The sequence below is a fragment of the Kitasatospora sp. NPDC005856 genome, from assembly GCF_040629945.1.
Lineage (GTDB): Bacteria > Actinomycetota > Actinomycetes > Streptomycetales > Streptomycetaceae > Kitasatospora.
In genome coordinates this window covers 48,762-63,507 of record NZ_JBEXWT010000037.1, presented here as the reverse complement: position 1 = coordinate 63,507, position 14,746 = coordinate 48,762, and the positions used below count along the sequence as shown (strand labels likewise).

General features: G+C 69.5%; 12 protein-coding genes. 6 read left to right on the top strand and 6 right to left on the bottom strand.

Features of this window, described 5'->3' with window-relative positions:
• Positions 1-18 precede the first annotated feature (18 nt).
• On the bottom strand, positions 19-846 hold the full coding sequence (locus tag ABZ449_RS22650; RefSeq protein ID WP_360348693.1) for a restriction endonuclease: 828 nt from the start codon (positions 844-846) through the stop codon (positions 19-21).
• 518 nt (positions 847-1,364) lie between these two features.
• On the opposite strand from ABZ449_RS22650, the gene ABZ449_RS22645 reads away from it, so the two are divergent.
• The 3 genes from ABZ449_RS22645 to ABZ449_RS22635 are packed head-to-tail and all read left to right on the top strand — an operon-like array spanning position 1,365 to position 2,987.
• A complete protein-coding gene (locus ABZ449_RS22645; protein WP_360348644.1) occupies positions 1,365-1,574 on the top strand; it encodes a hypothetical protein in 210 nt (69 codons plus the stop codon).
• Positions 1,574-2,299, top strand: a complete 726-nt coding sequence (locus ABZ449_RS22640) for a restriction endonuclease (RefSeq protein WP_360348641.1) — start codon at positions 1,574-1,576, stop codon at positions 2,297-2,299. Before ABZ449_RS22645 ends, ABZ449_RS22640 begins: the two co-directional genes overlap by 1 nt.
• Positions 2,289-2,987: a restriction endonuclease gene (locus tag ABZ449_RS22635; RefSeq protein WP_360348638.1), complete on the top strand. Its 699-nt coding sequence runs from the start codon at positions 2,289-2,291 to the stop codon at positions 2,985-2,987. Before ABZ449_RS22640 ends, ABZ449_RS22635 begins: the two co-directional genes overlap by 11 nt.
• Positions 2,988-2,990: 3 nt before the next feature.
• On the opposite strand, the gene ABZ449_RS22630 is transcribed toward ABZ449_RS22635, so the two are convergent.
• The 5 genes from ABZ449_RS22630 to ABZ449_RS22610 form a co-directional block, all read right to left on the bottom strand.
• Positions 2,991-3,353 carry a helix-turn-helix domain-containing protein gene (locus ABZ449_RS22630; protein WP_360348690.1) on the bottom strand — a complete coding sequence of 121 codons (363 nt, stop codon included), beginning with the start codon at positions 3,351-3,353 and terminating at the stop codon, positions 2,991-2,993.
• A gap of 81 nt (positions 3,354-3,434) precedes the next feature.
• Complete coding sequence (locus ABZ449_RS22625; RefSeq protein ID WP_360348687.1) at positions 3,435-4,763, bottom strand: AAA family ATPase; 1,329 nt, start codon at positions 4,761-4,763, stop codon at positions 3,435-3,437.
• Positions 4,764-4,819: 56 nt separating this feature from the next.
• Positions 4,820-6,319, bottom strand: coding sequence for a hypothetical protein (locus tag ABZ449_RS22620; protein ID WP_360348635.1), 1,500 nt, complete (start codon positions 6,317-6,319; stop codon positions 4,820-4,822).
• Positions 6,316-7,476, bottom strand: a complete 1,161-nt coding sequence (locus tag ABZ449_RS22615; protein ID WP_360348632.1) for a hypothetical protein — start codon at positions 7,474-7,476, stop codon at positions 6,316-6,318. Before ABZ449_RS22615 ends, ABZ449_RS22620 begins: the two co-directional genes overlap by 4 nt.
• Positions 7,477-7,489: 13 nt before the next feature.
• Positions 7,490-8,344: a hypothetical protein gene (locus tag ABZ449_RS22610; RefSeq protein ID WP_360348629.1), complete on the bottom strand. Its 855-nt coding sequence runs from the start codon at positions 8,342-8,344 to the stop codon at positions 7,490-7,492.
• A gap of 147 nt (positions 8,345-8,491) precedes the next feature.
• Between ABZ449_RS22610 and ABZ449_RS22605 the strand changes: the two genes are divergently transcribed.
• From ABZ449_RS22605 to ABZ449_RS22595, 3 genes are read left to right on the top strand one after another with little or no spacing between them, the layout of a single operon-like run.
• Positions 8,492-10,132, top strand: coding sequence for a PD-(D/E)XK nuclease family protein (locus tag ABZ449_RS22605; RefSeq protein ID WP_360348627.1), 1,641 nt, complete (start codon positions 8,492-8,494; stop codon positions 10,130-10,132).
• Positions 10,129-11,280: a hypothetical protein gene (locus tag ABZ449_RS22600; protein ID WP_360348624.1), complete on the top strand. Its 1,152-nt coding sequence runs from the start codon at positions 10,129-10,131 to the stop codon at positions 11,278-11,280. The genes ABZ449_RS22605 and ABZ449_RS22600 overlap by 4 nt, the downstream gene beginning before the upstream one ends.
• Entirely contained in the window at positions 11,273-14,707 is a 3,435-nt protein-coding gene (locus tag ABZ449_RS22595; RefSeq protein ID WP_360348621.1) for a signal recognition particle, read from the top strand. The genes ABZ449_RS22600 and ABZ449_RS22595 overlap by 8 nt, the downstream gene beginning before the upstream one ends.
• Positions 14,708-14,746: the final 39 nt, after the last annotated feature.

Below are 14,746 nucleotides of genomic sequence, written 5' to 3'. Positions count from 1 at the left end.
GTGAGTAGCAGCCGGCGATCAGGTCCGCCGCCCCGGGCCGCACTCGATCTCCAGGACGTCGTAGAGGTGCCGGCCTGCGCCCCAGCGCGCGAGGCGCTCGCGGTCGACGAGGTGGATCCGTTGCCGGGTGGCAAAGTCGGCCGCGGGGTCGGTGAAGCCGTTGAGCGCGACGACGACGGGGACGGCGGCGGCGTGGACCGGCCGCGCGGTGCCGTTGAACTTCTGCACGGCTTCGGACCCCACGGCATTCGCATATCGCTTGCACTGCAGGACCACGCGCCGTCCCAGGTGGTCGTCAGCGACGACATCGGCGCCGAGGTCGCCGGCGCCGCCCACCCGCTTCGCGTTGGCAAAACCGTCGCGTTCCAGCAGTTCGCGGCACATCTCCTCGAACCGCACCGGCGTAGCGGCCTCGAACGCCTCCAGCGTGTGGTCATGAGGGCGCCGCACATACGACGCGGCGGGCTCGGCCGGTGCATCTCGGCGCAGCGGCTCGTGAGCCCACTGTTCGATGCGATCGGTGACAGCTGCGGTGAGTGTAGTGCGAGCGCGGACGAGGCGTGCGGAGATACCCTCGCGGATGAGCGCCCACAGTGGCTGGAGGTACCGGCGCAGTAACAGGCCGAGGCTGGTGCGTCGAAGTGCCTGGCGCAGGCCGATTAGGACGACGGCGGCGCCTGTCAGGGCCGTTGCCGCAACCAGTGGGTGTCCCCACATCCAGGCCGCGGTCTGGATGACGGTGCCGAGAGCGACCAGCCCGCCGAGCAGTGCGAGGCCACCGCCTTCGTCGTGCGGGGTATGCGCGATCGGATCGCCACGCTGCGGACTCCTCTTGCCGGGCGCCATTTCCACCCTCTCGTCTTTCCTCTTCCCAACTGACGCGAGGTTAGTTTCACGGCTCGCACGGGGCTGCGGTTTGAAGGAATCCGTCGGCAGTCGGTCTCCGCAAGCCGCCAGGCTGCCGTTGGAGGAGCATCGGGCACCAACTGCGCCGGCGCTGGCGTCCCCGCTCGTGCACCACCGGTGTGCGCCGCCACTTTTCGCCATATCCATGACCGGGTTGCCCGCCCTACCGCGGAAGTGCGTCCGCCCAGCTGGGATGCGTCTTCCCTTCGACAGCGGCCGGCCCGGACACCACCCACCTCCCCACATGCGCTCTTCGGGCCTACCTCATCCTGCAAGGCCAGCAGCCACGTCGCGCGTCCGGCTGCGGGAGGCGACGCACGCGACGGCGTTGTCCGGTTCGCGACCTGGCCCCTGATCATCTGCTGGTGTTCCGCCGGTTCCTGTCGTGGCTCGCTGCTACATCAGGGAGCGGGACGGGCCGCGCTGCGCGGCTCGCCGACGGAGAGGAGAAGAGGCCGATGCCGGTACCCGAGGGTTTCCACGTCGTGCACAGCCACATCCGCCGCAATCCGCGCCCGGGCGCGAGCGCGAAGAGGATGAGCGGTTGGACGATCGCCGGGATCTGCGCCGCGGTGTGGCTGTGGGGGCACTTCATCGGTTTCGGCGACGCCGACGCGGCCCCGCCGCCGGCTCCCGCGCCGGCGGCCTCGGCCCCGGCGGGGCGTTGATGGCCCGCAGGCGGCGCAGACTGCGCCGGCCGCGCGGCACCATCGAGCTTGTCGCGGCCTGCGCTGTCGCCCTCGCGGTGCTCGTCCTTCTTGTCCCCGCGGCCGGGGCCGGTGCCCGGGCGGCCGTACGGCTTTGGCCCGTTCTCGCCAGCGTGGCGGTCGCGGCCGTCGTCGGCGCGGTAGCACGGTGGATGCACCGCCGGGCCGCGGACCGGCGCCGCACCGAGCGCCTGGCGACGCTGCGGCTCGGTCTGTCAGGCATCGACGCCTTGGACGACCAGGAGTTCGAGTACGCGCTGCGGGATCTGCTGGTGCGCGACGGCTGGAGTGCCCGCAAGGTCGGGCAGCAGGGCGACCAGGCCGCCGACGTGATCGGCCGCCATCCGGCCCTGGGCCGCATCGTGCTCCAGGCCAAGCACACCAAGGTCGGCGCCAAAGTCGCCTCCCAGGTGATGTACCAGGTGAACGGCACCGCCGGCCCGGTGCACGGGGCCGACACCGCGGTCGTCGTCACCAACGGGTCCTTCACCCGCGACGCCAAGGCCTGGGGCGACAGGCACGGCGTGCACTGGGTCGACCGCGATCGCCTCCGGCAGTGGGCCGAGCACGGCGTCGCCCTGCACGACCTACTGCGCCTGCCCGCCCGAACACTGGGACGCAGGCCACTCGGTGGCCCAGCTCCGGCAGACCGAATCCGACAGGGAGGGCACGGTAGTGCGCGATGACGGCACCTTCGACCCGCTGCTGAAGTTCATCGCCGGAGCGGTTCTGACCGTGGCCGCCGCCAAGGTCTTCTGGCAGTGGCTGACCACTTCGTTCTGGAACTGGCTGAGCACAGACGTGTGGGGTTGGATCATCGGCCATCCCTGGTGGTCGGCCCTCATCGCCAGTCCGATCGTCCTGGTTCCCGTCCTTGCGGTGGGATGGCTCTTCCTCGCTCCGCGCGGGTACGTGCACTACGCGGACGAGGCGTACGAGGACGAGGAACCGGCCATCCTGACCTACCCGATCCATCACCTCGACGTGATGCACCCGACCGACTTCGAGAAGGCCTGCGCGGCGCTGCTCGTCCGGGACGGGTTCGCCCGGGTACAGCACTCCGGCCGCTCCGGCGACCTCGGCGCGGACGTCACAGCCTGGGACCACCACGGCCGCAAGGTCGTCCTCCAGTGCAAGCACTACAACAAACCCGTCGGCTCCCGGGACGTCCAGACGTTCAACGGCACCGCCCGGCCCGAACACGGCGCCGACGTACCCGTCATGATCGGACTTAACGGCTTCACCCGCGACGCTGCCGCCTTCGCCGCCCGCCACGACCTCATCCTGGTCGACCGGCGCATCCTCACCAGCTGGGCCCTCGGCACCCGCCTCTACGACGCCATCGACGAGGACGAGCACCGCACCGCCGCCTGAGCATCATGCCGCCGCCAGGGCGATCACGGGGGGCCAGGTCGGGAGGACGAAGGCGCAACTGCGCGGATGCGCGAAACCGAGCGCGGCAGCTACACCTGACCGGTGGGCAGCTACTGCGCCGAACGACATCGCCTCCCGTACACGACGGGGAGCGCCACGCCGCGTGCCGGGCCCGTGACAGGCCCCGGCACGCAGGGGGTGCGTGGTGCCGGCCCCTGTCTCCGGCCGGGACGGCCGCCAGCGCTCCACCGACCGCTCGCTGACCCGCAGATCCCGGGCGATCCCCGCAGTCTTCTCGCCCGCTTCGAACCGGGCACCGGCCTCCAGTCGGACCTGTTCACGAAACGCCCGCCGCTCAGCGGTCAGGCTCCCACCCTGCGCTTACCGCGCATCATTGGCATACCGCGGGGATCACTACCTGTCACCACCGACAACAGAACGAAAACCTCAGTAATGCACCGTGGTTCGGTGTTCGTTGTGCTCCAGCTGCGCCATTACTACTTGGTGAGCTCGCCAGCCGTCCGGGAACTTCGGCTGGACGTCAAGGTGGACGGGGCTGCTTCGAGGATGCCGGTCGAGCAGGTCGGTGATTCCGGCCCGGGCCACCACGATGCAGGCGAACCGATGCCGGGAGAGCAGGACACACAGGCGTCCGGTCTCCATGTGGAACGCGGAGGCGTCCGCCCGGCCGGAGAGCGGATGCCAGACAAGGGTGACGTCGAACTCCCGTCCCTGGAGTCGGTTGGCGGTGTCCACGGTGATCTCGGTGAGGCCGCGATCGGCCAGCCGGGCGCGTACCGCATTCACTTGGGTCGTCCGGGCTGCGCCGATCGCGATTCGGGACTCGGTCAGTGGCTCGCCGTTGACCAGCGCGCCGCGCTCGAGCAGGCGGGACGCCGTCGCGGCGAGTGCCTCAGCGGTCTGAGGATCGTGGTCGAGGGTGTGTCGGCCGGGAAGTTCCAGGTAGCCCCAGCCAGTGGCGGCAGCTTGGGCCAGCACCGGGTCTTCCAGCGTCGGCCGGTGGGGCACGCTTCCGTAGGTCAGCACGCGTTCGGCCGCTGTGGTGCCCGACTCGAATGGGTAGTACGGATAGAACGCCTGCGCCACCAAGGGTGCGGCCATTTCTGGGAGCCGCCATGAGATGGGTAGCTGATGCCGGAGCAGGCTCTTCTCGTGGGCGAGGGTGACGTCCACTGCGTTGCGCAGTGGATCCCAGCTGAGCCCGTGCCAGCGGTCGGTATCAACGGTGGCGAAGGGGTCGAGCTGGCCCGGGTCGCCGACGAAGAGCACCTGTGATTCGGGCGCGTCGAAGAGCGGGCCGGTTGCGAGCAGGGCGTCGGAGCGCATCTGATATGCCTCGTCGACGATGGCCCATCGCCAGGTCCCGGACTTTTCCACGTCGACGTATGCCCACTTGGCGGCTGTGGAGACCACGACGGGCAGGTCCCGTAGGGATTCGACCTTGTCGCCGGCGCTGACGTTCGGGTGTCGGGCGACGCGCGGTGGCAGGATGAAGTCAGACTTGTGGAGGCGTCCGACCGCCAGATCCGGGTATTCCCGGGCGATGTTGTCGACCAGGTCGTCGACCTGCTCATTGGTCTGCGCGACGATCATCACTTGGTGGCCAGCCTCGGTGAGGTGGCCGGTGGCTCGCTTCACCAGGGTGGATTTGCCGGCACCGGGCGGAGAGTCGACGACGACCCCGCGGCCGGTGGCGGTGTCGAGGTCCGACAGGATCGCGGCGACCGCGCGGTCAGCGCGGAGGGCCGGGTTCAATGTGTCGTCGGCAGGGGTGCGCTGGGCTGGGACCGGCGTCGCGGACGTGGTGCTGTTCACTCCCATTCCTCCTCGGCGTCCTCATCGGTCGGTTCGTAGGGCTTGCGCGGGCCCCCGTGGGTCCACGGGGTGTCTTCCTCAGCGGGCAGCTTCGCCATGATGGTGCCGAGGTCGAGCACCGTGTAGGTCACCGGCTCGCCTACTGTGGCGAGTGTGCCGGGTGGCGCGGGCGGCTTCTGTTTCCTCGCGAAGCCGCCCTTGAGCTGGAGCACCACCAGGTCGGTTCCGCCGTGTGGGGTCATTTCGATGATCTCGGCGGATTGGCCGGGCCGTGCCGGGGAGGTCACCTTGGTTCCTGTGCTCAGACGCGTCGGGCGGTCGGTGTGGACGGTGATGGTCGGTCGCCAGAGGGGGGACCTGGCGCCGGGGACGAAACGGTCTTCCTCGCGGGCGACGACCGTCCCACTGAAGGCCTCACCTGTCAGCTCGTACTGTGCCATCACCAGGGGGTCGTCATAGGCTCGTTCGGCTTCGTACCGGGCGACCGCGTTCTCCAGCCGTGCCAGACGCCGCGCCGCTCCCACGGCACGGTCGCGTCTGCCCTGCGGGTGGCCGTGTTCGTCAAGGTAGGCCGCGTAGTCGGTAAACAGTTGGCGGTCCAAGGTCCATCGCGCGGCGACGCGCTCACCCTCGGGCAGGTTTCGTGCCAGGCCGACACCGCGCCAGATCAGGTCCCAGGTCGGCCGCAGCTGCCCCAGCAGCGCCTGGTCAATCCGCTCGCCGACTCGCTCTCTCACTCTCCCTTCGGTCTCCGTGTAGCGGGCGAACAGGTCGTGGAGGACACCGTCGAAGCCCGGGTCTGTGGCGGGGCCGGCAGGCGGACACACCAGCGGGTCCTCGGTCTCCCGGGCGGCGTCCGCACCGCTGCGGCCCTCGGGCGGGTCGATCCAGGCCACCACTGCTGCCAAGTGAGAGTCCTCGGCGGAGCTCTGGCCGGTCGCCCAATGGGCGGTGAGAACGCGGCTCACCGCAAGTGTGGTGCTGGATCCGGGGAATTCCGCCTGGTCGGCGAACCAGGTCAGCCATTTGCCGAGCGTTGGCACGTCGGGGTGGACGGCGTGCGGACCTTCGGTTGCGCGTAGCCGCGTGAGTCGGCCGAGCAGGCGGAGGTATGCGATGCCCTCGCCGTTTGGGACGAGGAGCTGGGGTGCGCGCAGAGCGCGTTCCCTTTCCTCCGCTTCCTTGCCCCGGCCGGCTGTGTAGCTTTCGGTCTCGGCACGGCAGTCCTCAAGGTACGGCAGAAGTAGGGCGCCGAGCTCTTCGACGAAGCGGAACCTCATGGTACTGTCGCGCGGCTGACGTACGGTCAGCACGTTCGGGCGTTGCGGGTCGGTGCCGGCCAAGGCGGCGAGTGGTGCGCAGGCCTCTCCGGCGAGGGTGAGCGGCACCAGCACGAACGGCTTCGCGTCAAGGTGCTGGTGCCGGACGGTGGTCAACGGCTGGGCTCGGCCGGTCTGGGTCGCCCGTAGGGTGGCGACCGTGGTGAGCATGCTCATGCGACATCCCCTCGGCGCAGGCGCTGCAGGCGTTCGGCGGCAAGGAGCAGTTCGATGGTCTCGGCCGCCTCTTCGCCTTGCGGCAGTAGCCTGTCAAGGTAGGCGAGGGCCGTGCTGGTGGAGTCGATGCCGGGCAGGTCGTTCCGCACTGCGCTGCCCAGCCGGGCCGGGGACGCTTGGGTGTCCGCCTCGTCACGGCAGTAGCGTGCCATCTCGCAGAACGAGAGGCAGTCGGGAACGTAGGAGGCTGGTAACCGCCCTACCGATTCCATGAGTTCACCCGGGTCCTGGTCAATGTCCAGCGTAGCCGTGTGCGGCAGGTCCCGCACCAGGCTCTCGGCGCGGCGGAGCCGGGTCAGCTGGAAGGCGAGCGCGTCGACCTCCTGACGGAGATCGATCTGGCGAAGGTACGGCCGGTTGGAGAAGTCCTTGGGGCAGACCAGCAGGAAGGTGTCGGCGATCTGCTCCGTGTCGAGGCCCGCAGCGGCAAACGCGCGGCGCAGTGCGAGGACGTGCACGGCGGCCTGCTTCGCGGTCTGGGCGACCGCTGTCGGGTTGGCCTGGCCGTCGATCGCAGGGAAGGACCTGATCGCGACGATGTGGAACTTCCCGTCGATCCGGTGTGTCAGGGCGTCGGGTTCCAGGTAGGCCAGCTGGCCGGCCACCTCCAGGGTCAACACGGGGTTCTGGAGGATCAGCCGGTCTTGATCACCGGCGGCGATGGCCTCGATGAGGCTGCGGGTCTCCCGCTCGCGCACGGCGGTCGTGGTGATGCCGCCGACGTCGGTGAGGTCCTGTAGCTTGGCTTCCTCGACGGGGACGCCGAGCTCCTCACGCAGCAGCCTGATCAGTTCCGCGTACGCTCCCCATTTCACGAAGGCCTTGAACGCCTCCTCGCGGGCGATGGCGAACGGCGACTGGCCGAAGCGTGGTTCGTAGCCCATCCGCTGAGCCAGGGCGGTCTTGTCGACCCCGGACGCGTCCAGGACGGCCCGCCTCGAGCAGGCCGGATTCGCGGTGAGCGCGGTGATCTTCCGGGCACTGTACGGCTGAGGCGGCCGGTCGCCGCGCAGCCGGGAGAGCCGGTCGGGAGGTTCGAGTTGCTGAGAGGGCATCGTCTCGTCTTTGGGAGGGTTCGGGGCGTTGCTGATCTCCACACTCAGAGATCAACTACAAGAAGCCCCCAGCACTGCGAAGGGCATTGTGTAGTTCCCGGGCGCCGAAAAGCTGTTGGACGTCACTGAGTTGTTCGCGTGCACGGCGGGCCGCCGCGGTCCGCTCCCTGTCACCCTCGGCTTGGTGAACTGCGGCTTCGGTGTGCGCGGCCGAGAGGACACGAGCCGGATCCGGCCGGGTGTCCTCGCTGTAGGCGCCGGGGATAGTGAGGGCGAATCGGCGCAGCAGTCGCCAGGCCGCGTCGGTGGGCGGGTGCCCGGCGTCGCTGAGTCGTTGGATCTGTTCGGCGGTGCCGATCGCGTGTCGGAGGAAGTCCGCGCGTGGGCTGAGCGGGGTGATGAGGCGCCGCTCCAGCGGCCAGACCGACACCGCGAGTAGGCCGCGTGCGGCGGTGAGACGGTCGTGGTTGAGCGCGGCGCAGATGTAGTAGGGGCGAGAGTAGCCCTGCGCGGTGAAGGAGCGCTCTTCGTCTCGGCGGAGCGAGGCGAGTTTGGTGGCGACCAGCGGCTCGGAGAAGAACGCCTCGTACACCGAGGAGATGAGCTTGGGCGAGGCGGGTGCGCCGAGGACGGTCAGCGACTGGTAGACCTGCTCGCGCACTGGGATCGCGCCGTGGCTCGGTTGTCCGACCGGTTGCTGCTGTTCCGCTTGCGGGAGGAGCGGGGCGCCTGCGGGCGAGCCCTCCGTGGTCTCCTCTTCGTCCAGCGCGGTCTCCCAGGCCTCCTCGACCTCGCGTAGTTCCTTGCGGATGCGCGCGCTCGCCGTCTTGTCGCCGGCGCGCCGCGATTCCCGCCATTGGGCGCGCAAGGCGGTGAGGCGCTTCTCGAGTTCCTCGACTGATGCGGCCATGGGGGCAGCGTAGTGCACCGTCCATCGATTTCCAAGATCAACCAAGCCATTCCAAGAAAACCCTCCAAAGACTTCCAAGGATGTGCGCTATGGTCGTAGCCCGGCGTACCCCCTCGTCTCAGGGCGGCGAGGTGCGGTGCCGTCGTCTTGGAAGGGGAGGGCATGGGCGACAGTGCGCGCTGGCGCAGGCCGCAGTGGATGACTGGCGATGACCGCCATGTGCGGATCAGTCCGGGGACCGGGGGCGATGAGGACCACACGTGTCCTGCCCGGGACGCCGCCAAGGCCCGCCCGGCGGTCACGACGCGGGTGCCGTCTCAGCTGCCCAAGGAGGTCTTGGAGGACTTCACTCTCGGGCCGGTTACCGAGGTTCTCGACCTGGTCGAGTTCGACGGGGTGTCACCCGACCGAGCGCTCGCCGCGCTGGCCGGCCGCAAGCGGCCGCTGCACTTCGGGCACCGCTCCTACACCGAGCACGCGGTGGTCCAGTATCTGGCCCGTGAGGCCGGGCGTGAGCTCGTTCCGGTCCGGGACTACTGGGTGGTCCGCCGCGACAACGGACTCCGGTGGGAGTTGTACACCTGGTGGCGCCGGTACCGGTCGGCGGACGGCACTCTCCGGGAGCTGCGGCGGCTTCGGCATGCTGGCGCCCGATCGTCGACGCCTGGGGAGGTGGCGATCGCCGCCTACGCCGCGGCGTTCGGGGCGGAGGCGTCCTGGCCGCGTCAGTGGAAGCAGCCGTTCGCCCTGACCGGAGTGCCGTCCCCGCCCCGTCAGATCCGGATCGTCGAGGTCGGCCTGGACGACGGCTCGTCAACAGTCCAGTTCGAGGGCAGTCCGGAGGATGCCAAGGCGTACTACGACACCTACGGCGGCCAGCAGGTCCAGAAGGTTGTACGCGGCGGGGCAGCGCGGCCCGGGTCGGCATGCGTGGGTTGCAAGCAGTTCACCGGCTGCGCCGCGCTCCCCCGCGTCCCTGGCGTGCTCGGTCTCTCCGCACGCACGGCACCCCTGCGCAAGGTCTCGGTCAGCGACCTGCGTTATCACGCCGCCTGCCCGGCGCAATCGTATCTGCGGGCCCTGCACCTGCCGAAGGAGGATGAGTACGCCGACTCCGCCAAGCTGGGCCAGGCTGTTCACGACTGGCTCGACCGGCTCCACCGGCGCCACGGCAACCGGGCGTGTTCGGTCTCCGACATGCCGCCGCTCGGCGTCAACTGGACTACCGGCCGATGGCAGGTCTCCGACGGGGACGCCGCAGCCGGCCGCGCCATGCTGCTGCACCACGTCGACGCTTGTCCCTTCCAGGACTCTGGGCTGATCGAGGAGGTCGATTCCGAGGCCCTGCGGGCGATTCACGACACTGCGGCCCAGGCCTTGGTCATCAGCAAGCCGGACCTGTTGTACCGGGAGGACGGCTCCTGGATCTGGCGGGAGCTCAAGACCACCCGTCGGCGCCCGCGGCACGGCGAGGACCTCCTGGACCTCTACCCCCAGCTCGCCCTGGCCGTCACATTGCTCGCCTCGGGAGCGCTCGGCGGCGACCCGTCCGGGTCACGCGTGGAGGTGGAGATCCTGCGGCCGGACGGCTCGGACCCGCGCCTGATCGACCCCACCGATCCCGAGCGGCTGGCGAAGGCACGGTCCGTGCTGCATGGCTACGCCGGCCCGTGGCGGGACGACCATGTCTGGCCGGCGCAGCCGGGCGGCCATTGTCGGCAGTGCCCGGTGTCCCGGTGGTGCGTCAGTGCCGCCACGAGCGACTCCAGCAAGGAGAAGAGCGCATGAACGCCAACAACACCACCGCCGGCACCGACGAGGCGCTGCTGCGGGAGATCGCCACGGCCCTGGTCGATCTGTCCCGTCTGCGCACCGTACCGAACCCGGTCTATCCCGCCAGGGTGCAGAACGCCTACAACCGCCTGGTCCTGCACTGTTTGCGCAACGGTGTCGAGCCCCCGGGCAGTGTCCCCGACCTGGCCCGGTGGGCACGCGTACGCCCGCTGTCCGACTGGCCGCTGAAACTGCCGGCAGATGCCCGGCATGCCAGCTACCGCCTCTCCGATCCGGAGACCAGACTCCCCAGCCAGCTCTGCCTCGAATGGGAGGTGAGCGCGGCCGATCCGGCCGCCGAAATGTTCGAGAACGAGGTGGTCCACGAAGCCCTCGCCACGTGCCGGGCCGCAAGCAATCCCGGCGCGTACACGGCCTTCCGGACCCTGCTCACCACCAGGCCGGTCCTCACTGGGGCCGAACTCGCGCTGCTGGGCGGCGACCCGGAGTGCGGCATGCTGCTGCTCTCCGTCCTGAAGCGCTGCTACGAGCCCGTACCTGCTTCCTACCTGATGGACGGCGCAGGATGGCAGTGCGGACGATGCCGTTGCCTCATGATCCCCCTGATCGACGGCGGACACAGGTGCGAGCTCGACCGCTGCCGCCGCGACGGCACCGGAGCAGACGGCAAGCCGATCCGTGCCGACAACGGCGGCCTGTTCCAACTCTCCCGCCCGCTAAGGATGTTCGTCACAAGCCCGGGCCTCGCCGAAACCGACCTCCAAGCCGCCCTTCACCGCCGCTTCGGTATCACGGCCGAAATGTGGCCTAACTTCGACGCCTACGACCTGCGCGTTCCGTTGCCTGACGGGCGGCACTGGGCCGTGGACGTCAAGGACCGCGTCAACCCAGCGCTACTCGCCCGCACCCTCACGCCGTTCTTGAGCGACCCGCCGTACGACCGAGCCTTCCTCGTCATCCCGTACTACCGCTTTCAGGAGAACGAGGCCTACGGACGGCAGTTCCGGTGCCACGTTCCACTCGACCTCGCCGGGCGCATCGAGCTGTTGGACGACCGGGCCTTCCTGCGCCTGGTGGGCAGCGAGATCGCCATCCGCCCCGAGCGGACGGCCACCCCCATCGAAGGAGACGACCATGCGTGACCGGCGTGGCTGGCACAACCGCTGCTCGCCACAGCAGCTCCGCGAGGTCTGGCCGGACAGCCTCGGCCAGTTCCGGCCGGCCGATCTCCTCGATGTCGAGCTGGGCCTCTACCTCCTGCAGAGCGCGACCCCAAGCCGCACCGCCCTCGATGTCTGGCCGCTGCTCGGGGGCTATCCCTACAGCGACGTGTTCGGCGACGTGCGCACGGAACCCCAACGGCTGCGCCTCCTGCGCGCCCGCCACCGACTGTGGGACCTGCGCCGGCGGACCACATGGCTGGAGGCGCTCACGTCCTACCTGGAGGTGCCCCAGCAGCTCCGCGGCTACGACCTGGACGCACCGGACTCGGTGCCGCGCCGCCGCGAGCCGACACGCTCGAGCCAGCGGTTCGAGGTGTTCGAGGAAGTTCTCAGCCAAGCGCCCGACTTCTCCACCCGAACCACCCCGATCGCCGACCCCGGTGAGTACACCTTCCGGGTGGACGACCGAATGCACTCAGTGGTGCTCACCGACGATCTGCTCACCGGCGTCCGGCCGCTCGCGCATGACCTCGACACGCTCCCCAGCGGGCGTGGCGCGCCGATCGAGGTCAACTGGACCGACCTGGCCAAGGCCGCCGACGCAATGGACGCCGCCGAGGTCACCACGACCGGCGGCGCCCCGAACAGGTGGCGCGACCGACTCGAACGCGTCAGGCTGCTCGTCCGGGACGAAGAGCTCGGGCGGTTCACCGAACAAGGGCAGCTGCGGATCGACCGGCTGCTCCACCTCGTGGGGATGGTCGGCGCCGGCAAGTCCACTGTCCGCGACATCCTGACCTACCATGTGGTCAACGGAGAACCGGCCCGCCGGGTCACCATCGTGGTCAGCGACGTCGCCGAAACCCTTGCGGTGGTTGCGCAGTTCGAACGGCTCGGGGTTCGGGCCGCACCGGTCCTCGGCCAGTCGACCCGTGAGCGCAACATCAGCCGGCTGCACCGTCGTACCGCGACCGCGGGCGCCGAGACCATGCTCGGGCATGACCACCCGGGCTTCGCCTACCTCAGCAGTGCCTGTCCGGTGGACGCCCTGAGAGGGCTGGAGGCACGCCGACCGCTCGGCATCCGCCAGGCCCCCTGCACTGGGCTGTTCACCGTGACCGACACACCGGTCGGCGACCCGTGGCTCGACGCGGAGGACCCGGCCGCGCGCCCCGCCAAGCAGCCGAAGCCACAGCGGCGACTCTGCCCCCTCTGGGATCGCTGCCCTCGTCACCGCGGCGCACGTGAGCTGGTCGAAGCCCAGGTCTGGGTCTCCACCCCGGCGGGGCTGGTGCACAGTTCGGTCCCGCAGCATCAGCACGACGAGCAGCTGCGCTACCTCGAACTCGCCTGCAGGCTGAGCGACCTCGTCATCGTGGACGAGGCCGACCGGGTCCAGATGCAGCTCGACACCGCGTTCGCGCCGGCCAGCACCCTGGTCGGTCGCTCCCCGAACTCGTGGTTCGACGAGGTCGCCGTCCACAAGTTCCAGCAGATGGCCCGGGACGGGCGACTGCAGCTCTCGGCACGCGATGTCGACGACTGGAGCAACGCGGTCAACACGGTCAGCGCCGCCACTGACCGGCTCTACGCGCTCCTCGTCAAGGACGAACGCCTGCGAAACTGGATCAGCGTCGACTACTTCAGTGCCTTCACACTGCACAACCTCCTACTCGACAGCTGGTTTCCCGGGCGAGAGAAGGGACAGCAACCACTCCCGGAGGCCCAGGTCCTGGACCGCGCACTGCATGAGTTCCGGGACGACCCACTGCACGAGCACCCAGCCGACAGCGACGACAAGGTCACACCGATCGTCAACACGCTGGTGCACCTCACCCTGGAACTGCTGCACGCACCACACGGGGCCCGAACCCGCGACCGGCTGCGCGACACCCTGGAGAACCTCGTCGGCCGCGGATCGGGAGCACTCGATCGAATCGATGTCCAGGCCCGGCGCTTCGAGTTCACGCTGATCCTCGCCGCCCTGCACAGTCGGCTCGACTTCATGACCACACTCTGGCCCCGCGTCGAGGCCGCGCTGCACCTGGAGAACGCCTCCAACGTGCTCTCCCGCAGGCCGCCCAAGGACTACGAGGCGGTCATCCCCGAATCCCCGATGGGCAACGTCCTCGGCTTCCAGTTCCGCCTTGACGACCGGGAGCGCGACGGCGACCGCAGCGGCGAGCTCCGCTTCTTCCACTGCAACGGGGTGGGCCGGGAACTGCTGGTGCGTCTGGGCGACTTGTGCGCCGTGGACGGCCGGCCGAGCCCCAACGTCCTGCTCATGTCCGCGACCAGTTGGGCCGGTACTTCCAGCCGCTACCACCTGCACACCGACGTCGGCGCAGTCCTTCGGCCCCGGGAGGAGGAGGTCGCAGCCGTGCTGGGCACCGAGTTCCGCAAGGATTTCCTCTACTGGCCCGGCGGAGACCGCCCGAGGCCCCTGCGTCTGTCCGGATGTGACCCCGAGGAGCGTCCGCAGGCTCTGCTCGAGATGCTCCGACAGCTCGCGGTCCCCGACCGCAGTCTGCCGGGTTCGCTCAGCATGCTGGACACAGAGTTGGCCGAGATCGAGGACCCGGAGCGGCGTCGGATCCTGCTTCTGGTCGGCAGTTACGACGAGGCGCGCCTCGCCGCGGAGTTCCTCAACCAGGTCCCGGAGTGGAACGGCCGCGTCACCCAGCTCGTCTCCGACGACACTGATGCCGACCACGCCTGGACCAGGCTTCCGCAGGACACCACCGTCCGCACCCTCCCCCGGGGCGATGTCCGGACCTTCCCCCAGTTCGGTGGAGACCTCCTGGTCGCACCGCTGCTCGCGGTGGAGCGCGGACACAACATCGTGCTGAGCTCGGGCAAGGCCGCGATCGGCAGCGTGTACTTCCTCGCTCGGCCGCACCCGCGACCGGACGACATCTCTCTCGCCGTCCAGTCCATCAACGACTGGGCCACGCGCCAACTCCGAGACCGTGATGGCAGCTTCCGGCAGGCCGCGCTGGCCGCGGCCAGCCCCGACCGGGCCGCGGTCGCGTTCCGCAGCACCGCCTTCCGCCAGTGGACCCGCTACCTGACTCGACGGATGGCCTGGTCCAGTCTGCGCGAGGACGAGAAGACCGCCTTCACCTGGGACCAACTCGTGGTGATGTGGCAGGTCATCGGCCGACTGGTACGCGGCGGAGTGCCCGCCCGGGTCGTCTTCGTCGACGCCGCCTTCGCCCCTCGGGAAGCAGGCTTTCAGGCAACGGACACCCCGGACACCAGCCTGTTGGCCAGCATGCGCGCCGTCCTCGCTCCCTACTTCGGAGAGGCCGCGGACCAGGACGCCGTCGAACCCTCGGAGCTCGACCAGTCCCTCGTCCAGGAGCTGTACGAACCGCTGTACCGCGCGCTCACTGGAATGGCCTGACCAGGCCCTCACACCTTCAACCCGCCCGTCGTCACCGTG

Bases quoted from the DNA above. Each gene is read 5' to 3' on its own strand.
- ABZ449_RS22650 (WP_360348693.1), bottom strand. From the start codon at position 846: ATGGCGCCCGGCAAGAGGAGTCCGCAGCGTGGCGATCCGATCGCGCAT.
- ABZ449_RS22645 (WP_360348644.1), top strand. From the start codon at position 1,365: ATGCCGGTACCCGAGGGTTTCCACGTCGTGCACAGCCACATCCGCCGC.
- ABZ449_RS22640 (WP_360348641.1), top strand. From the start codon at position 1,574: ATGGCCCGCAGGCGGCGCAGACTGCGCCGGCCGCGCGGCACCATCGAG.
- ABZ449_RS22620 (WP_360348635.1), bottom strand. From the start codon at position 6,319: ATGAGCATGCTCACCACGGTCGCCACCCTACGGGCGACCCAGACCGGC.
- ABZ449_RS22610 (WP_360348629.1), bottom strand. From the start codon at position 8,344: ATGGCCGCATCAGTCGAGGAACTCGAGAAGCGCCTCACCGCCTTGCGC.
- ABZ449_RS22600 (WP_360348624.1), top strand. From the start codon at position 10,129: ATGAACGCCAACAACACCACCGCCGGCACCGACGAGGCGCTGCTGCGG.
- ABZ449_RS22595 (WP_360348621.1), top strand. From the start codon at position 11,273: ATGCGTGACCGGCGTGGCTGGCACAACCGCTGCTCGCCACAGCAGCTC.